Annotated in this window: 16 protein-coding genes; 9 read left to right on the forward strand and 7 right to left on the reverse strand. The window is 72.2% G+C overall.

From position 1 onward, the window contains the following. Positions 1-5: 5 nt before the first annotated feature. Positions 6-1,367: an aspartate aminotransferase family protein gene (locus tag ACZ3ZE_RS19585; protein ID WP_361168954.1), complete on the reverse strand. Its 1,362-nt coding sequence runs from the start codon at positions 1,365-1,367 to the stop codon at positions 6-8. A 153-nt stretch (positions 1,368-1,520) separates the two neighbouring features. Here ACZ3ZE_RS19585 and ACZ3ZE_RS19590 point away from each other — a divergent pair, with 153 nt between their 5' ends. Next, a complete protein-coding gene (locus ACZ3ZE_RS19590) occupies positions 1,521-2,114 on the forward strand; it encodes a DJ-1/PfpI family protein (protein ID WP_361621003.1) in 594 nt (197 codons plus the stop codon). After that, positions 2,111-2,575: a MarR family winged helix-turn-helix transcriptional regulator gene (locus ACZ3ZE_RS19595; protein ID WP_361168951.1), complete on the forward strand. Its 465-nt coding sequence runs from the start codon at positions 2,111-2,113 to the stop codon at positions 2,573-2,575. The genes ACZ3ZE_RS19590 and ACZ3ZE_RS19595 overlap by 4 nt, the downstream gene beginning before the upstream one ends. 11 nt (positions 2,576-2,586) lie before the next feature. Here ACZ3ZE_RS19595 and ACZ3ZE_RS19600 read toward each other — a convergent pair whose 3' ends face one another. Further along, complete coding sequence (locus tag ACZ3ZE_RS19600) at positions 2,587-3,378, reverse strand: DUF2785 domain-containing protein (RefSeq protein ID WP_363290458.1); 792 nt, start codon at positions 3,376-3,378, stop codon at positions 2,587-2,589. Between the two features lie 39 nt (positions 3,379-3,417). Further along, entirely contained in the window at positions 3,418-3,771 is a 354-nt protein-coding gene (locus ACZ3ZE_RS19605; RefSeq protein ID WP_442303646.1) for a hypothetical protein, read from the reverse strand. A 237-nt stretch (positions 3,772-4,008) separates the two neighbouring features. Here ACZ3ZE_RS19605 and ACZ3ZE_RS19610 point away from each other — a divergent pair, with 237 nt between their 5' ends. Together ACZ3ZE_RS19610 and ACZ3ZE_RS19615 are read left to right on the forward strand one after the other, a co-directional pair. Further along, positions 4,009-4,848, forward strand: coding sequence for a helix-turn-helix domain-containing protein (locus ACZ3ZE_RS19610; protein ID WP_467259925.1), 840 nt, complete (start codon positions 4,009-4,011; stop codon positions 4,846-4,848). Continuing rightward, positions 4,845-5,081, forward strand: coding sequence for a DUF397 domain-containing protein (locus tag ACZ3ZE_RS19615; RefSeq protein ID WP_467259928.1), 237 nt, complete (start codon positions 4,845-4,847; stop codon positions 5,079-5,081). Before ACZ3ZE_RS19610 ends, ACZ3ZE_RS19615 begins: the two co-directional genes overlap by 4 nt. Here the strand turns inward: ACZ3ZE_RS19615 and ACZ3ZE_RS19620 are convergent, their stop codons facing one another. Then, a complete protein-coding gene (locus ACZ3ZE_RS19620) occupies positions 5,082-5,975 on the reverse strand; it encodes a glycoside hydrolase family 19 protein (protein WP_361620849.1) in 894 nt (297 codons plus the stop codon). Positions 5,976-6,209: 234 nt separating this feature from the next. On the opposite strand from ACZ3ZE_RS19620, the gene ACZ3ZE_RS19625 reads away from it, so the two are divergent. Beyond that, a complete protein-coding gene (locus tag ACZ3ZE_RS19625; RefSeq protein WP_467259931.1) occupies positions 6,210-9,626 on the forward strand; it encodes a hypothetical protein in 3,417 nt (1,138 codons plus the stop codon). Positions 9,627-9,665: 39 nt separating this feature from the next. Here ACZ3ZE_RS19625 and ACZ3ZE_RS19630 read toward each other — a convergent pair whose 3' ends face one another. Next, positions 9,666-10,619 carry an NADP-dependent oxidoreductase gene (locus ACZ3ZE_RS19630; RefSeq protein ID WP_361168927.1) on the reverse strand — a complete coding sequence of 318 codons (954 nt, stop codon included), beginning with the start codon at positions 10,617-10,619 and terminating at the stop codon, positions 9,666-9,668. A gap of 183 nt (positions 10,620-10,802) precedes the next feature. On the opposite strand from ACZ3ZE_RS19630, the gene ACZ3ZE_RS19635 reads away from it, so the two are divergent. Both ACZ3ZE_RS19635 and ACZ3ZE_RS19640 read left to right on the forward strand, forming a co-directional pair. Beyond that, a complete protein-coding gene (locus tag ACZ3ZE_RS19635; protein ID WP_467259933.1) occupies positions 10,803-12,284 on the forward strand; it encodes a substrate-binding domain-containing protein in 1,482 nt (493 codons plus the stop codon). A 42-nt stretch (positions 12,285-12,326) separates the two neighbouring features. Further along, entirely contained in the window at positions 12,327-14,216 is a 1,890-nt protein-coding gene (locus ACZ3ZE_RS19640) for a serine/threonine-protein kinase (protein ID WP_467259936.1), read from the forward strand. A 44-nt stretch (positions 14,217-14,260) separates the two neighbouring features. Here the strand turns inward: ACZ3ZE_RS19640 and ACZ3ZE_RS19645 are convergent, their stop codons facing one another. Next, positions 14,261-15,211 (reverse strand): LysR family transcriptional regulator, encoded by a 951-nt coding sequence (locus ACZ3ZE_RS19645; RefSeq protein ID WP_361168918.1) that lies wholly within the window; start codon positions 15,209-15,211, stop codon positions 14,261-14,263. Positions 15,212-15,304: 93 nt separating this feature from the next. On the opposite strand from ACZ3ZE_RS19645, the gene ACZ3ZE_RS19650 reads away from it, so the two are divergent. After that, positions 15,305-16,135, forward strand: coding sequence for an oxidoreductase (locus ACZ3ZE_RS19650; RefSeq protein ID WP_442303639.1), 831 nt, complete (start codon positions 15,305-15,307; stop codon positions 16,133-16,135). Positions 16,136-16,267: 132 nt separating this feature from the next. On the opposite strand, the gene ACZ3ZE_RS19655 is transcribed toward ACZ3ZE_RS19650, so the two are convergent. Further along, on the reverse strand, positions 16,268-17,551 hold the full coding sequence (locus tag ACZ3ZE_RS19655) for an adenylosuccinate synthase (protein ID WP_361168912.1): 1,284 nt from the start codon (positions 17,549-17,551) through the stop codon (positions 16,268-16,270). 143 nt (positions 17,552-17,694) lie between these two features. Here ACZ3ZE_RS19655 and ACZ3ZE_RS19660 point away from each other — a divergent pair, with 143 nt between their 5' ends. Next, a complete protein-coding gene (locus ACZ3ZE_RS19660) occupies positions 17,695-18,504 on the forward strand; it encodes a diacylglycerol kinase family protein (RefSeq protein ID WP_361168909.1) in 810 nt (269 codons plus the stop codon). Positions 18,505-18,529: the final 25 nt, after the last annotated feature.

An 18,529-nucleotide genomic window follows, 5' to 3' on the forward strand; every position in this document is an offset into this window, starting at 1 on the left:
TCTCGTCACACCGTGTGTTCGTCGGCCACGGTCAGGGCCGCGTCGAGGGCCGCCAGGCCCTCCTTGGCCTCCGCCTCGGAGACGTTGCAGGCGGGGACGGCGTGGGTGCGGTTCATGTTGACGAAGGGCCACAGGCCGTTCTTCTTCGCCGTGGCCGCGAAGGCCGCCATGGGGGCGAAGTCCGCGCCGGCCGCGTTGTACGGGACGAGCGGCTCGCGGGTCTCGCGGTTCTTGACCAGCTCAAGCGCCCAGAAGACGCCCAGGCCGCGCACGTCGCCGACGGACGGGTGGCGCTCGGCCAGCTCGCGCAGGCCGGGGCCGAGGACGGTCTCGCCGATGCGGGCGGCGTTCTCGACGACCTTCTCGTCCTCCATGACGTTGATCGTGGCGACGGCGGCGGCGCAGGCCAGCGGGTGACCGGAGTAGGTCAGTCCGCCCGGGTAGGGCCGCTTGTCGAAGGTCGCGGCGATCTTCTCGCTGATGGCGACGCCACCGAGCGGCACGTAGCCGGAGTTCACGCCCTTGGCGAAGGTCAGCAGGTCGGGCACGACGCCGTAGTGCTCGGCGGCGAACCACTTGCCGGTGCGGCCGAAGCCGGACATGACCTCGTCGAGGATGAGGACGATGCCGTACTTGTCGCAGATCTCGCGCACGCCGGTCAGGTAGCCGGGCGGCGGGGTCATGATGCCGGCGGTGCCCGGCACGGACTCCAGGATGATCGCGGCGACCGTCTGCGGGCCCTCGAACGCGATCGTGTCCTCGAGGTGCTGGAGGGCGCGGGCGCTCTCCTCGGCCTCGTTCGTCGAGTAGAACGCCGAGCGGTACAGGAACGGCGCCCAGAAGTGCTTCACACCGGCGGAGGCCGTGTCGGAGGCCCAGCGGCGCGGGTCACCGGTCAGGTTGATCGCGGTGGAGGTGGCGCCGTGGTACGAGCGGTAGGCCGAGAGCAGCTTCGTCCGGCCCGTGTGCAGACGGGCCATGCGGACGGCGTTCTCGACGGCCTCGGCGCCGCCGTTGGTGAAGAAGATCTTGTCCAGGTCGCCCGGGGTGCGCTCGGCGATCAGGCGCGCGGCCTCGGAGCGGACGTCCACGGCGAAGGCGGGCGCGAAGGTCGCCAGCTTCCCGGCCTGCTCCTGGATCGCGGCGACGACCTTGGGGTGCTGGTAGCCGACGTTGGTGTAGACGAGACCGCTGGTGAAATCGAGGTAGCGGTTTCCTTCGTAGTCCCAGAAGTACGAACCCTCGGCGCCGGCGACGGCGAGCGGGTCGATCAGGCCCTGGGCGGACCAGGAGTGGAACACGTGCGCGCGGTCGGCGGCCTTGACGGCCGCACCGGCCTGGGGGTCGGGCTCGACATGAGGGGTCATGTTTCGAGGGTAAGGAACCGCAGGTGGGGCGGGCCATGGCCATCTTGTCCACCGAGACCGGGACGGACGAGACAGGTTGCCGGACGGCCCGCACCAGGAGACCACATTGACAGCAGGCTGTCATCATGACAGTCTGCTGTCATGGATGCAAAGATGACCTCCCGGACCGTTCATCTCGCCGTCTACGACACGCTCGCCGACTGGGAGACGGGCCACGCCACCGCCTGGCTCGCCCGCGCCGGTTTCACCGTCCGCACGGTCGGCCCGGCCGCCGAGAAGCCCGTCACCACCCTCGCCGGGATCCGGATCCTCCCGGACCTCTCCCTCGACGAGCTCGACCCCGCCGACAGCGCGCTGCTGATCCTCCCGGGCGCCGAGAAGTACGACGAGGGCGACGAGCTCGCCCCCTTCACCGCCAAGGCCCGCGCCTTCCTCGACGCGGGCGTCCCGGTCGCCGCGATCTGCGGCGCCACGGCCGGTCTCGCCCGCGCGGGCCTGCTCGACGCGCTCCCCCACACCAGCGCGGCCTCCTTCTACCTCGCCGCCACCGGCTACGCGGGCGCCGCGCACTACGTGGAGGCCGACGCCGTCACCGCCGGCGACCTCATCACCGCCGGCCCGACCGAACCGGTGGCCTTCGCCCGCGAGATCTTCGCCCGCCTCGGCGCGTACGAGGGCAAGCGGGACGCCTGGTTCCGCCTGTTCCACGACTCGGACCCGGCCGCCTTCGCGGAGCTGAACGCGTGAGCCGCCGCCCCCAGGACGCCCTCTCCCGTACGGCCCTCGGCGTCTTCCGGCTCAACGGGCAGTTCCTCGCCGTGTCGGAACGCCTCGCCGAACCCGCCGGACTCACCGCCGCCTGGTGGCAGGTCCTCGGCGCCGTCCTGCACGAACCCCTCCCCGTCTCCGGGATCGCCCGCGCCATGGGCATCACCCGCCAGAGCGTCCAGCGGATCGCGGACCTCCTGGTCAAGGAGGGCCTCGCCGCCTACCAGCCGAACCCGGCGCACCGCCGCGCCAAACTCCTCACCCCCACCGACACCGGCCGCGCCGCCATCGGCCGGATCAACCCCGGCCACGCGGAACTGGCCGACCGGCTCCTGCGGGAGCTGGGCGGCCAGGAGGCGTTCGACGAGACGGTACGGGTGCTGGAGCGGCTGATCGGAGCGATGGACGCGATCGAGGCGGATGCGCCCGGCCCCTCCTGACCAGCGCCGGATCAGCGCTTGACGATCCTGTCCAGGACCTCGGCGAGGCGGGCCTTCACGGCCGCGCCGTGGTGCAGGGGTCGCAGCTCCTCCTCCCCGGGCGTGCGGACGCCCCGGTCCGCGAGGACGTAGAGCAGGCGGAGGGTGCGCAGGCAGTTGGTGAGGTGGGCGGGCACCGGCGTGACGATCCGGTCCGCCCCGAACTCCGCCTCGATCGCGTCCAGCCACCCGGTCGCGTCCCGCTCACTCAGGTCGGTCCGGGTGAGGACACGGGCGACCGCCCGCGCCAGCCGGTCGTCCTCCAGCTGGTCCAGGACGTGCCCGGTCGGCGCCGTCAGCCGCGCGGCGGCCAGCTCCAGCATCCGCGCCGGGTCCACCTCGGCGTGGCGCCCGAACCGGTCGAGCAGGTCCGCGCCGTGCGCGACCGCGTGCAGCCAGCCCAACTTCTCGTCGTAGCCGCGCAGATCCTCCTCCGCCGGGTACCAGCGCGCGAACGCGTCCACCCAGGCCGAGCTGAAACCGCCCGCCTCCACGATCATGTCGAGGACGAGCGGCGCGAAGGTACGGGCCTGGATCTCCGCGTCCCCGAACCGGGCGGCCATCTCGTCGCCCAGCTCCAGCCGCCGCCGCTCGTCGATCACCCCGCTCTGGAGCCAGGTGTACAGGACCCCGTAGGGCGCTCCGTCCCGGACCTCCGGGTCCGGATCGGCGAGGGCACGGGACAGCTCCCCCACGAGTTCGCCCAGGTCACGGTCGGCGGGCACGGCGTATTCGGCGTCGACGACGCCACTCCAGTCGGTCACGCCCGCACGATAATCGGACAGGGGTCGGCCGCGCCGGGATTAATTCCCGCCGTACGGATCGGCGAACAGCTCCGTCACCGCGCTCCTCAGGAGTAACGGGTGCACCAGCCGCCCCGGTTCCGTCGGCGGGAACCGCCACGAGAGCGGCCAGGTCTTCCCCGTCAGCGCCGGCACCGGCACGTAACTCACATGGGCCGGACCCGCGTTGAACCGCGTCACCCCTCGCGGCCACGCGCGGTGCGTCGTCGAGCCCGGCGGCACCAGGAAATACACCCCGCGCCGCCCGTTCGCCTCCATCACGACCGGCCCCGGGTCGCCCCCCGTAAGGGACTCCATCCAGTCGGCGAGGCGGCGGCCCTCGTCTCCGTCGACGCGGACGGCGTCGAATTGCACTCCCGCCTTGCGGAGGTGGAATCCGGAAAGCGGAATCCAATCACACGGCCCGGAGTCGCGCTCACTCTTCGAAGCATTCACAGGGACATGGTGACGCCTCGACGCTAGCGTTTTCCACGACTGCGGGGGCGCGTCGGCAAACCGTTGACCTGCGTCAACGCGCCTTGTCGGCAGTCGAATTCGGCGGGGAGCAGTTGAGACCGGTTGAGTCCGGTTGAGTTCGATTGGGGAACGTGGATGGCACGTGAGGAAATCAGGGAAAACGTCGGCCCGATGGCCCGAATGGCCGCGACATTGGCCAAAAAGATGCGGTTGCGAAAGGGGCTCACTCAGGAGCGAGAAGGGGCGCTCATGGGGTACACGGGGGCCGCGATCAGCGCGATGGAGCGGTTCGTCCATCCCGTCAGCGACGAGATGCTGGTGCAGCTGGAACGCGTGCTCGGGGACGGGCTCGGCATCTTCGAGGAGCTGCGGGTGCCGGTGAGCCTGGAGAAGCTGCCGGAGCAGTTCCGCAACTACTCGCAGATCGAGCAGAAGGCCGTCGCCCTGTGGCTGTACGCGAACCACGTCGTCCACGGGCTGTTCCAGACCGAGGCGTACATGCGGGCGCTCATCGCGGGCGGGTTCCCGGAGCCGACCCTTGAGCGGGTCGAGGAACTGGTCGTCGGCCGGATGGCTCGTAAGGCCCTGTTCGACCGCGAGAAGCCGGTGTGTCAGATCGAGCTGGTTCTCGACGAGTCGGTGCTGCGACGGCCGATCGGGAGCGAGGAGGTCATGCGGGAGCAGTTGCTGTATCTGGCGGAGTGCGCGAGGCGGAGGAACGTGAATCTGCAGGTGCTGCCGTTGGATGCGGGGCTGGGAGGCGAGTACGCGGCGGCCAGGGGCAACCTGAGCGTGGTCGAGACCCCCGCGCACGACCATGCGGTCTACCTGGAGATCCAGGACGAGAGCGTGCTCGTCTCCGACCGGTCGAAGGTGAGTACGTACATGCAGCGGTATGCGAAGATCCGGGCACAGGCCCTGGACCCGCGCACGTCACTGGGTCTCATCGAACGGTTGGCGGGAGTAGAGAGTTGAGCGACACCCTGCACTGGTTCAAGTCCAGCTTCAGCAGCGACAGCGGCGGCGAGTGCATCGAAGTCGCCTTCGACTGGCACAAGTCCTCCTACAGCGACGACGGCGGCGGTAGCTGCGTCGAAGTCGCCACCTGCCCCCACTCCGTCCACCTCCGTGACTCCAAGGTCCAGGACGGCCCGACCTTCGCGGTCGAGCCGTCCGTCTGGAGTTCGTTCCTCGCCTGGCAGGGCTGATCAGCAGGACAGGTTCGACCCGGCGGGGACGCCCAGGATCTGGGTGAACTGCTGGTACTTGGTGACCCGGCTCTGCACCTGGGCCGGGTTGCCGCCGTTGCACTCGAGGCTGCCGTTGATCGCCCAGATGGTCTGGCCGAAGCCCGCGCCGTTGACCATGGCGTTGTGGGCGGTCATGGTGCCGGGGCCCTTCTGGGTGTTCCAGTACCAGAGGCCGGTGGCCATGGCGATGGCCGGCTCGCGCTCGACGCGCCAGGGGTTGTTCAGCAGGTCGATGCCGAGGGCGTCACCGGCCGCCTTGTAGTTGAAGTTCCAGGAGAGCTGGATCGGGCCGCGGCCGTAGTAGGCGGCCTGGCCGGCGGGGCAGCCGTAGGACTGGGTCGTGTCGCAGTAGTGGGGGTAGTTGGCGGTGTTCTGCTCGACGATGTAGTAGAGGCCGCCGGTCTCGTGGCTGACGTTGGCGAGGAAGGCCGCGGCCTCCTGCTTCTTCACGGTGTCGCCGCCGGTGGTGGCGAAGGCCGGGTACGACTTGAGGGCTTCGACGAGTCCGGCGTACGTGTAGAAGGGGTTCCGGTTCGGGAACATCTGGTTGAACTGGGCTTCCGAGACGACGAATCCGGACGGGTCCGGGTTGCCGCCGCCGTCGCCGCAGGCGCCCTGGTCGGCCCAGACGCCCCATGGGCCGGTCGTGCCGGGGGTCTCGTTCTGGGTCCACCATTTGGCCTGCCAGTTGTGGCCGTTGTACGAGGCGGTCATGCCGCCGGTGTAGACCGCGCCGGAGCTCCAGGCCGCCGCGCAGGCGGGCGCGGCGGCGGCGGAGGTGGCGGGGAGGAGTACGGCGAGGCCGACGACCGTACAGATCGCGGCGAGAACGGTGAGAAGACGTCGCAACACGCGGTTCTTCCTTCCGGTGGGGGAAGGGCCAGCGAAGCGTGATTGGTCTGGACCCGTCAAGGTCTAGACCAAACGTAAAAGGCACGGGGACGGGGCGAGACGCGCTGTTAGGCTCCTTTTCGGCCTGCGCGGGGGAACGCGTGGACACGACTGTGGCAACACAGGCCACACAAACAACAGCGGGAGCCGGGGGGAACACCTGACTCCCGCAGGGGAACACGGGGAGAACACCAGGTGGTTCGTCATACCCTCGCGCGGAAGGCATCCCTCACCGCGCTCGGACTCTCGGTCGCCGCAGGTGGCCTGATACCGCTGGCCGCTCCGGCGGTCGCGGACACGCCGGAGGTGCCGCAGGAGCTGGTCATCCCGGCGGCCGTCAAGAACAACCCGCTCTGGGAGCGGGTCTACCAGGCCGGACAGGCCGAGTACGGCGACGCCGACAGCGTCGGCACCGAGGGCGTCTTCGTCCGCGAGGACGGGCGCAACCAGCCCGTCTGGACGCGCTACTCCGACGGCAGGACCTTCGACATCCCCGGCATCGCCTCCGCGACCGGCTCCGGACGCGGCACCGGCACGGACGCGCTCGCCTTCGTGACGGCCGACAAGGCCGAACTACGGCACGCCGACGGCCGGGTGGAGACCCTCGCCCTGCCCGCCGGGCTCAAGGACACGAACGTCTACGGCCTGCGCGCGGTCGGCGACGACGCCCAGGGCCGCACCCACATCCTCTCGGCGACGCCCGAAGGCGGCACCGCCGACCTGCTCGTCGAGGAGCCGGACGGCGTCGAGTACGGGCCCGCCGTCGCGGGCGACACGTCCTCAGTCCTGCTCCAGGGCCCCGACCTGGGCGGCCACCGCGCCTACACCCTGATCGACGCCACGACCGGCAAGGCCCAGGGCCGCTTCCCGGCCGTCCCCGCGGGCTACACGCGGGCCCGGATCTCGTCGAAGTACGTCCTGTTCTACGGCGACTACCGCACCGGCAAGGTCCTCGTCGGCTCCCGCGCCAACCCCACGGCCCCGCTCGTCGAGGTCCCCCTCGCCGTGTACGGCAACGAGGTCGCCCTCGTCGGCGACTGGGTCGTGCACAACCCGTACGGCAAGATCCAGGCCGTCCCCCTCAAGGGCGGCGCGCCCATCGACCTGCTCACCGGCCAGACCTGGGGCGGCATCGGCCAGGGCGCCGACAGCGCGGTCGTCGTCGGCGGCCCCGACAACTCCGACTGGGCCGTCCGCCGCATCACCGCCGGCCCCGACGGCAAGCCCGCGATCTCGGTCCTGAAGAAGGTCCCCGGCACGCCCGTCCCCGTCGAGCGCCTCGCGCTCGCCCAGGGACAGCTCGCCGTCATCGACCGCAGCGACGACTCGTCCGCCAACGGCAGGGCGTGGAGCCGCGGCCTGAGCACCAGCGGCGCCCTCACCGCCGGCAAGCGCGCCACCGAGAGCCTGTGGATCGACCCCTGCCCGGCCGGCGACACCGCGTGCGAGGAGTACTGGCCCACCGGCGACGGCGGCTTCCTCACCCACATCGGCGGCAGCGACGGCTACCTCACCGTCCAGGGCTGGGACAAGCCGACCTTCCGCACCGCCTACCCGGGCGGCGTGGCGCGCGTCCGCGACCTCAGCGGCTCGTACGTCGTCGTGGACAGCAAGAAGGACACGTCCACGAAGCAGCGCGTGCTGCTGATGACGCAGGACGCCGCGAAGACCCAGGTCCTGGAGGAGCGCACGCCCGTCGCGTCCGCCCTGTGGGGATCCTGGCTGTGGAGCGCGGGCGCCGACAAGGGCGCGGTCACCGCGAAGGACCTGAAGACCGGCAAGACCGTCGAGACCCTCAACACCGGCGCGCCGTGCGTGCCCGAGGAGCTCCAGGCCGTCGGCCGCTGGCTCTACTGGTCCTGCGGCGCGAGCGGCCCCGCCGGCGTCTACGACCGTACGGAGAAGGCCAACCGGACCGTGCCGTCCGACGAAGCCCTCCTCGGCGACGGCTACGTCGTCACCCACGACAAGGCCGCCGGGAAACTGGTCCTCACCGGCACCGACACCGCCGGGCCCGCCGTCAGCCGCGTCGTCGGCAGCCTCCCCGACACGGGCAGCTCCCAGCGCCGGATCACCTGGACCGTCGACAAGTTCGGCGGCCACCTCGCGTACGCCGACGCCCAGGGGCAGGTGCACGTGGTGCCGAGCGGCATCGCGCGCCAGCCGCTGACGCTGCTCACCCGCGAGGACACGCCGGCCGCGCTCGTCGACGGCCGCAAGCCGGAGAACCCGACCGTCCTCACCACCCTGATGCCCTCCCGCCCCCTCGGCGACTGGACCCTGACGGCCCGCCACCACACCACCGGCAAGGTCACCACCCTCGCCACCGGCACGGACGGGCGGGCGCTGCGCCCGGCCTGGAACGGCAAGGACAAGGCCGGCGCGCTCATGGCGAACGGCGCCTACACGTGGACGCTGACCGCCCGCCCCGACGGCGCCGCCGGCGCGCCGACGACGGTGAGCGGCGACGCCGTACTCCGCGGCGGCACGTCCCCCGCCGAGTCCAGCTTCACCAGCCTCCCGCCGCGCCGGGTCCTCGACACCCGTAACGGCACCGGCGTCGTCAAGGGCAAGGTCGGCGCCAAGGGCACGATCACCCTCGACCTGTCCGGCGTGCCGGGCGTCGACAAGAACACGACCACCTCCGTGGCCCTCCACGTCACCGCGACCAACGCGACCTCCGGGACCTTCGTCTCCGCGTACAACGGCTCCATCGGCCGCTCCGCCGCCTCCAACCTCAACGTCGCGGCCGGCCAGACGGTCTCCAACCTGGTCGTCGCCAACCTCGACCACGGCAAGGTCACCTTCTACAACCACGCGGGCACCGTCGACCTCGTCGCGGACCTCGCCGGGGCGAACACCGCGAACGACGCCAACGCGCTGTACCGGCCGATGACCCCCTGGCGGGCGCTCGACACCCGCGGCGGACTCGGCGCACCCAAGGCGAAGATCACGGGCGGCAACCGGGCCCACCTGTCCTTCACCGGCACCGAGCTCGACGCCCCCGGCGTCACCGCGGTCGTCCTCAACGTGACCGCCACCAACGTCTCCACCGGCACCTTCGTCACCGCCCTCCCCAAGGGCGCGGCGGTCGTCGGCTCCCACCTCAACCCCGGCGCGGGCGAGACCCGCTCCAACCTGGTGATCGTCCCCGTCAAGGACGGCGGCGTCGACCTCTACAACCACGCCGGCGCGGTCGACCTGATCGCCGACGTGGCCGGCTACTACACCAGCGACCGGGTGGGCTCCCTCTACTCGTCGCTGTACCCGCAGCGCCTCCTCGACACCCGCGCGGGCACCGGCACCCCCAAGGCGAAGCTGGGCGCGGGCGGCACGGTCACCCTGACGGTCGCCGGCAAGGCGGGCATCCCGGCGACGGGCACGACGGCGGTCGTCCTCAACGTGACCGCCACCAACACGACGACGAACACGTACGTCACCGCCTACCCCTACGACACCACCCGCACCAGCGCGTCGAACCTGAACGTGCCGGCCGGGGCGACGGTCTCGAACCTGGTGATCGTGCCGGTGAAGGACGGGAAGGTGACGTTCTACAACCACGGCGGGACGGCCGACGTGATCGCGGACGTGCAGGGGTTCTTCGCCGAGTAGCCCGTACGGACGGCGGCGGGCGCACCGGCCCCGGGCGGGTCAGATCATCAGTACGATCCGCCCCGGCCGGTGCCCCGACTCCGCTCTGCGGTGGGCCTCGGTGGCCTCCTCCAGGGGCATCACGTCGGCCACCCGGGTGATGAGCTCGCGGGCCGCGACCTGTTCCAGGATCGTCGTCAGGGCCGCCGCGTCGGGGCGGCCCACGACCGTGTGGACCTCGATGGCGCGTTCGGCCGTCGGGGTGCGGTCGGCGGCCAGGGAGACGAAGCGGCCGCCGTCCTTCAGGGCGGCCATCACCGGGGTGCCGACGAGGGCGCCGTCGAAGACGCCGTCGACGCGCTCGGGGGCGTAGTCCAGGATCCCGGTGAGCATCTGGGCCGGTTCTCCGCGGGGCACGCAGTGCTGGGCGCCGAGGACCTTCAGTTCGCTCTCGTCGCCCTCGTAGGTGACGGCCACCACCCGCAGGCCGGCCGCCGCCGCCAACTGGACGGCGAAGCGGCCGACGACGCCGCTGGCGCCGGTGACGAGGAGGGTGGAGCCGGCGGGGAGGGCGAGTCTGGCGAGGCCCTGGCGGGCGGTGATCGCGGCCAGGGGCACGGACGCGGCGGCGGTGAAGTCGACGTCGTCGGGGAGCGGGGCCAGCCATGCCGGGTCGACGCGGATGACCTCCGCGTACGTGCCCTCGCCGGTCAGCTCGTCGAACCAGGGCATGAAGCCCGCCACCCGGGTGCCGGCCGCGAGGGTGCCGGTCGGGCCGGGCGCCGGGTCGAGGAGGCGGCCCGCGAAGTCCGTGCCGAGGACGAAGGGCGGGCGCAGGCCCCCGATCGCGTCGACGTACCGGCCGGACCTGATCCTCAGGTCCGCCACGGTCACACCGGCCGCCTTGAGCCGTACCCGTACCTTGCCCGGCACGTCCCCGGCCTCGGGTTCCGGGCGGCGGGCCATGCTCAGGACCTCGGGTCCGCCGTAGGCGGTGACTTCGACGACACGCATGGGGTTTCTCCTCCTGCGGCAGCCCCCTCGTGGCCATTACACCCACGCCCGGCAGCCCCGGCAACAGGTGTGGGGGATTGGGGGACGCGGGGGAACCCCCGAAGTTGAAGGAAGGACGAACTCCGGGTGGCGGGAGCGGCGACCGCCCCGTCCGCTCGCACTCCTGTCCGTACCGTGGCGCTCGTGGACTGGGTCAGCCCCGAGAACGTCATCGCCGTCGTCACCGCGCTGCTCGGCGTCGTGGTGACCTTCGGCGTGCTCGCCATCGAGCGGCGGGTGCCGCGCCGCAAGCGGATCGGCTACCGCGTGCAACTGGACACCCCCGTGGGTGAGCGGGACAACCCCGACGTGGGGCTCTTCCACGGGCAGCCGGACATGGCGGACGCCACCCTCGTGCTGCTGCGGATCGAGAACGACGGCGCCGTCTCCATCGGCCGCGAGGACTACCAGCTGGAGGAACACGGGCTGACGGTGGAGTTCGGCCCCCGGCAGGTGCGGGCGGTCGCCGCGACCGAGGCGCCGTTCACCGCCGCCGCCCTGAGCCACGGCGGCAGCCAGGTCCGGCTCCCCAAGGTGCCGCTCAACCGGGGCCAGTACTTCAAGCTGCTCGCCCTGCTCACCGGCGGGCCCGTCGACACCCCCGTCACCGTCTCCGGCGGCCTCCGCGACGGTGACATCCACACCAACCACAGCACCACCCTGGACCACACCCCGCCCACCTTCAGCCGGGCCGCCCGGGCCGTGACGATCGTCCTCACCGCCTGCGTCATGGTCCTCGCCACGATCATCGTGGTCCGCGACGACGCCCCGCCGCCCATGGGCTGCGCCCACGGCACCCTCACCGTCACCGGCTCCACGGCCTTCGCGCCCGTCATGCGCGACCTGGCCCGGCAGTACGAGGAGGACTGCGAGGGCGCCACCGTCCTCGTCGACGTGCACGGCTCCACCGCCGGGATACGGGAACTCGCCGAACAGGGCACCAAGAACACCAAGGGCGCGCCCGCGCTCATCGCCCTCTCCGACGGGCGCAAGCCCGACGGCTACCCGCAGCTGCGCGAGAACATGGTCGCCGTCTCCCTCTTCACCCTCGTCCTCAACGACGACGTGCCGCTGCGCGACCTGTCGCTGGACGCCGTACGCCGGATCTACCGCGGCGACGTCGTCAACTGGAGCGAGCTCGGCGGACCCGACCTCCCCGTCCGGCTGGTCAGCCGCGACGCCAACTCCGGCACCCGCGAGGTCTTCCAGCGGCGGGTCCTCGGCCGCAACGAGCCCGCCAACTCCTCCCGCGACTGCACCCACACGGACGACCCCGAGGCACGGGTCGTGCGCTGCGAGCTCGACAGCACCGACCAGGTCCTGTCGACGGTCGCCACCGTCCCCGGCGCCATCGGCTACAGCGAACTGCGCTCCGGCAGCGGCTTGAAGGGCCTGCACCGGATCGGCATCGACGGGCGCCAGCCGAACGTGGACGAGATCGGCTCCTCGCCCTACCCGTACCGGGAGATCGAGTACGCCTACACCTGGGGCGTGCCGCCCGCGGACTCGCTGAGCTCCAGCTTCCTCACCTTCCTCAGCCGGGGCGGCGGCCAGGCCGTCATCAGCACCCACGGGCACCTGCCGTGCGCCACCCCGAAGGGGCTGAAGATCTGCGGCGAGGGGTGAGCGGGACCGCGTCCGCCGCCCCGTCTGGCATTCTCTGTCGACGTGGATCCCTTGAACGCGGAAGACCCGGTCACCATAGGGCCGTTCCGGCTGATCGGCCGGCTCGGCGTGGGCGGCATGGGCCGGGTGTTCCTGGCCCGGTCGGCGGGCGGGCGTACGGTCGCCGTGAAGGTCGTGCACGCGGAGCTCGCCGCGCAGGACGAGTTCCGGCGCCGGTTCGCCCGTGAGGTCGCCGCCCTGGAGCGGGTCGGCGGCACCGGCACCGCGCCCGTGCTCGGCTCGGACACCGGGGCCGAACTGCCCTGGGTCGCCGTCGGCTACGTGCCGGGGCCCTCGCTGCGGTCCGTCGTCGGAGACGCGTTCGGGCCGCTGCCGCCCGACAGCGTCCGCACCCTCGCGTCCGGGCTGGCCCGCGCCCTCGTCCATGTGCACGCGGCGGGGCTCGTCCACCGCGATCTGAAGCCCTCGAACGTCCTGCTGACGGTCGACGGTCCGAAGATCATCGACTTCGGCATCGCGCGGGCCGTCGACACCGTCACCGACGGCGGCCTCACCAGCACCGGCGCGGTCGTCGGCTCCCCCGGCTTCATGTCCCCCGAACAGGTGCGGGGCGAGAAGCTGACGCCCGCCTCCGACGTGTTCTGCCTGGGCTCCGTCCTCGCGTACGCGGCGACCGGGCGCACCCCGTTCGGCGGGGCGGACAGCGGCGTGCACGCCACCATGTTCCGCATCGCGCACGACGAGCCCGACCTGACGGACCTCGCGCCCGAACTCAGCGGGCTCATCCGGGCCTGCCTCACCAAGGACGCCGCCGGGCGGCCCACCGCGACCGAGCTCGTCGACACCCTCCAGGTCACCGAACCCTGGCTGCCCGCCGACCTCCTCGCCCGGCTCGGCCGGCACGCGGCCCTGCTCCTGGAGACCGAGGCGGAGGCCACACCGCTCCCGGAGCGCACCGCGCCGACCGATCGGCCCGATCCGGCCACGCCGGCCGCACCGACCGATCCGACCGCACCGGAGACCGCCCCGCGCCGCCCCCGTCGGCGCGGGCTCACCGCCGCCCTCACGGCCCTCGCCGTCGCGGGCGCAGCCGTCCTCGCGTACACCTACTGGCCGAGCCCGGGCGGCGGGACCGGCGGGCCGGACGGCAAGGGAGGGAACGGCAGGGGGAGTTCCGCCTCGGGCCGCCCCGCCGGGATCGTCCCGGCCGCGTTCCTCGGCGCCTGGGAGGGCGTCCTACGGGGCGCCGCGGACGCCCCGTACGAGACCAGCCGGATCGAGATCACGCAGGGCGCGGCGGGCAGCAGGAGCGCCGTCTACACCCATGTCACCGGGGAACGCCTGTGCATCGGGCGGGCCGTGCTGCTCTCCGCCACCGACGCCGAACTCGTCCTGGGCGACGCGGAGATCACCGCGAGCGTCCCCGGTCGGCGCTGCACCCCGGCCGCCCGCCAGACGCTCCGGCTGCGGGCGAACGACGTCGTCGAGTGGAGTTCCGGTGTCGCCCGGAGCACGTTCCAGCGGGCCAGGACCGGCGCGTCCGTCGTCCCGACCCCGCTGCTCGGCACCTGGAACCAGGTGCCGCTCGGTGGGATCGCGCCCCCCGACGCCGACCGCTGGGTCAACCGCCTGACCGTCTCCCAGGGCCCGGTCGGCGCCGCGCTGGTCCGCGTCGAGCAGGTCTACCCGCGCACCGACGCCGACGGCAACAACACCCCCGAGAACGTCCACTGCACCGCCACCGCCGTCGTCGGCGGCGCGGGCCCCCTCCTCGTCGTCGGCCCGCAGACCCGGGACCCCGACGTCTGGGACCCGGACTGCGTGGAGGACGGCTCCACCAACCTGCGGATCGTCCGCTACCAGGACAAGGACCGGCTCCTCGTCTACGGGATGTCCGCGGACGGGGAGCCGGGGGAGTACCAGCGGGGCTGAAGGGTGTTGCAGAAGGCTCAGTTCTGGGCATTTTGCAACACCCTTCAGGGGGCGGACGCCCCGGCCGCCGTCCCTGAAGGCGACCAGGCGGCCGCCGCCCCCGTCACCGCCCCCGCCGCGCGCGCGTAGTCGTGGACGGCCGGGCGGGGGTCGTCGGCGCGCCAGGCGAGGGCGAAGCGGCATTCCGCGATGCCGTCGACGGGGCGGGTGACGACGCCGTCGCGGGCGAGGAGAGGGGCGTTGCCGGTGGCGACCAGGCAGATGCCCCGGCCGTCGACGAGGGCCTCGTACGTCTCGTCGGCGGAGGCGATCTCGGCGCCGATGCGGGGCGGGCGGCCGCCGCGGGCATCGACGGCGAGCCAGTGGTCGCGCAGTTCGGGGCTGTCCTCAGGAAGGGCGAGGAAGGGTTCGTCGAGGAGGTCGGTGAAGGGGACGCGGTCGCGGGCGGCGAGCGGGTGGGTCTCGGGGAGGGCCAGCAGGCGGGGTTCGGTGGCGACGACGACCCAGCGGTAGCGCTCGGCGTCGGCGAGCGGCAGCCACACGAAGGCCACGTCGCTGGTGCCGTCGGCGAGGCCGGCCGTGGGGTCCTCCCAGCCGACCTGGCGCAGCCGGAGCCGGGCCTCGGGGTGCCGTTCGGTGAAGCGGGAGCGGATCGCGGGGAGCAGGCCGCCGCGGCCGGGGCTGGTGGACATGCCGATGACGAGCGTGGCGTGCCGGGCCGCCCTGACCTGCCGCAGCGCCTCCTCCCCCGCCTCCCAGGCCGCAAGGACCGTCCGCGCGTGCGGCAGCAGGGCCGTACCGGCGTCGGTGAGGCGTACGGTGCGCCGGTCGCGGTCGAACAGGGCGGTGCCGAGCTGCCGTTCCAGGGCGCGGATCTGTTTGCTGAGCGCGGGCTGGGAGACGTAGAGGCGTTCGGCGGCGCGGGTGAAGTGGAGCTCCTCGGCCACGGCGACGAAGTAGCGCAGATCCCGGCCGTGCACGTCGATGCTCGTCATGTCCTCTGGTTATCACAGTGGATCTTGGACGGGCAACGCCCTTCAGGCGCAGTCTTGTTGACAGAGATCGGGCTACGAGGGGAACGGAACACCATGAGCAAGGTCTGGCTGATCACCGGGGCGAACAGCGGCTTCGGGCGCGCCTTCGCCGAGGCCGCGATCGGCGCCGGCGACGTCGTGGTCGCCGCCGCCCGCCGTACGGGCACCCTGGACGACCTGGTCGCCGCCCACCCGGACCAGGTCGAGGCGGTCGCCCTGGACGTCACCGACCACGCCGCCGTCGACCGGGTGGTCGCCGGGATCGCCGAGCGCCACGGGCGGATCGACGTCCTGGTCAACAACGCGGGCCGGACCCACGTCGGTTCGGTGGAGGAGACGGACGACGCCGAGCTGCGCTCGCTCTTCGACGTGCACGTCTTCGGTCCTGCCGCGCTGACCCGGGCCGTCCTGCCGCACATGCGGGCCCGCCGCTCCGGCGCGATCGTGCAGCTCAGCAGCGTCGGCGGGCAGATGTCGATGGCCGGCTTCGGCGCCTACAGCGCCACCAAGTTCGCCCTGGAGGGCCTGTCCGAGGCGCTCGCCGCCGAGGTGAACCCGCTCGGCATCCGCGTCCTCATCGTGGAGCCCGGCGCCTTCCGCACGTCCCTCTTCGGCAACGGCAGCCTCAGCACCGACACCGTCGCCGACTACGCCGACACGGTCGGCGCCACCCGCGCGTTCGTCGAGGGCGGCGACGGCGGCCAGGCCGGCGACCCCGCGAAGGCCGCGGCGGCCGTCCTCGCCGCCCTGGACGCCGAGGAGCCGCCGCTGCGCCTCGCGCTCGGCTCCGACTCGATCGACACGATCTACGGGCACCTGGAGCAGGTGCGGGGCGACCTGGCGGCCTGGGAGAAGGTCGGGCGGGAGACCGGGTTCGACGCGTAGGGAACAGCCAGGCCGGTCGAAACGGCAGAGACGGCAGAGACGGCAGAAACGGCAGAAACGGTAGAGACGGTAGAAACGCAGAGGGCCCGTGCCCCGTCTTCACGACGGGGTACGGGCCCTCGGCTGTGCGGCCTAGAGGAACGAGTTGATCTCGATCGTCTCGGTGCGGCCCGGGCCCACGCCGATCGCGGAGATCGGGGCGCCGGACATCTCCTCCAGGGCCTTCACGTACGCCTGCGCGTTCTTCGGCAGGTCGGCGAAGGTCTTGGCCTTGGTGATGTCCTCGGACCAGCCCGGCAGCATCTCGTAGATCGGCTTCGCGTGGTGGAAGTCGGTCTGCGAGTAGGGCAGCTCCTCGACGCGCTTGCCGTCGATCTCGTACGCGACGCAGACCGGGATCTGCTCCCAGCCGGTCAGCACGTCCAGCTTGGTGAGGAAGAAGTCGGTCAGGCCGTTCACGCGGGTCGCGTAGCGGGCGATGACCGCGTCGAACCAGCCGCAGCGGCGGTCACGGCCGGTGGTCACACCGCGCTCGCCGCCGATGCGGCGCAGGGCCTCGCCGTCCGCGTCGAAGAGCTCCGTCGGGAACGGGCCGGCGCCGACGCGGGTCGTGTACGCCTTGAGGATGCCGATGACGCGGCTGATCTTCGTCGGGCCCACGCCCGCACCCGTGCAGGCGCCGCCCGCGGTCGGGTTCGAGGAGGTGACGAAGGGGTACGTGCCGTGGTCGACGTCGAGCAGGGTGCCCTGGCCGCCCTCGAAGAGCACGACCTTGTCGTCGTCGAGCGCCTTGTTGAGGATCAGCGTGGTGTCCGCGACGAACGGCTTGATCTGCTCCGCGTACTGGAGCATCTCCTCCACGATCTGCTCCGCCTCGATCGCGCGGCGGTTGTACAGCTTGGCGAGCAGCTGGTTCTTGCCCTCCAGCGCCGCCTCGACCTTCTGGGTGAGGATCGACTCGTCGTACAGGTCCTGGACCCGGATGCCGACGCGGTTGATCTTGTCGGCGTAGGTCGGACCGATGCCGCGACCGGTGGTACCGATCTTCCGCTTGCCGAGGAACCGTTCCGTCACCTTGTCGAGCGTGACGTTGTACGGGGTGATCAGGTGGGCGTTGCCGCTGATCAGGAGCTTCGACGTGTCCACGCCGCGCTCGTTCAGTCCGCTCAGCTCGGAGAGCAGGACCGCCGGGTCGACGACGACACCGTTTCCGATCACCGGGGTGCACCCCGGGGAGAGGATTCCGGAAGGGAGAAGATGCAGCGCGTACTTCTGGTCGCCTACGACGACCGTGTGGCCGGCGTTGTTGCCGCCCTGGTAGCGCACCACATAGTCAACGGATCCACCGAGGAGGTCGGTGGCCTTTCCCTTGCCCTCGTCACCCCACTGAGCACCGAGCAGCACAAGTGCGGGCACAGGCGTACACCCCTTCCGGGTGGGGCATGTCCAAGGTCAGGGGGCATACGCCGCCTCACCGGTGTGCCCCGGAATAGACGAAGCCCCTGGCGCAATAGCGCAAGGGGCTCTTGCACAAAGATGCTACCCGAGGAAGGACCGAGGTGTCGGATCACGACCAGCTGCTGGTCATCATCGACCCGGTCGCCCGCCGAATGGACGGCGAGTCCGTGCGCATCGCGAAGGATGTGCTGTCCGCCGGCGCGGAAACGAAGATCTGCCTGCCGGACGGTCCCGAGGAATTCGCCAGGATCCTGTCCCGGCGCGGCTCCCGGCGCCCCGTCGTCCTCGGCGACGACCGCGCGCTGCTCCGTGCGGTGACCCTGCTGCACCGGGACCGCGAGCCCTCCCCCGCGCCCCTCGCGCTCGTCCCGATCGGCGCCCCCGACCGGCTCCAGGTCGCCCGCGCGCTCGGCGTGCCGCCCGGCACCGTGGCCGCCGCCCGCGCGGTCCTGTACGGCGTGGCGCGCCGCCTGGACCTGCTCGTGGACGACAGCGGCGGAGTCGTCCTGCACCGCCTGGACGTCCCGGCCGCCCGCCTGCTCGCCGCCGCGCCGCCCACCGTCTGGGACACCTGCCGCTCCCTGGTCCGCACCCTGGTCCGCCCGGCGCCCGCACCGGTCCTGGCGCGCGCCCACCGGCTGCGGGTGGAGGCGGACGGGGTGCTGCTCAGCGACGTGGACACCCCGCTGGAGGGCCTGACCGTGCGCGCCCTGGGCGGCGCGGCCGCCCTCACCCTCGCCCCGGCCGGCGCCCCGCCCGTGCACGCCACCGCCCAGACCCTCACGGTCACCGGACCCGACTTCCGCTACCGCGCCGACGCCCTGGTGTCGGGGCCGGTGCGGCGGCGGGAGTGGACGGTGCGGGCCGGGGCCTGGGGGCTGACCCTTCCCCGGGAGGCGGGCGCGGTCTAGCCTCCCCCAGGGGTACGTGATCACA

This window comes from Streptomyces sp. NPDC023157 (genome assembly GCF_055560575.1).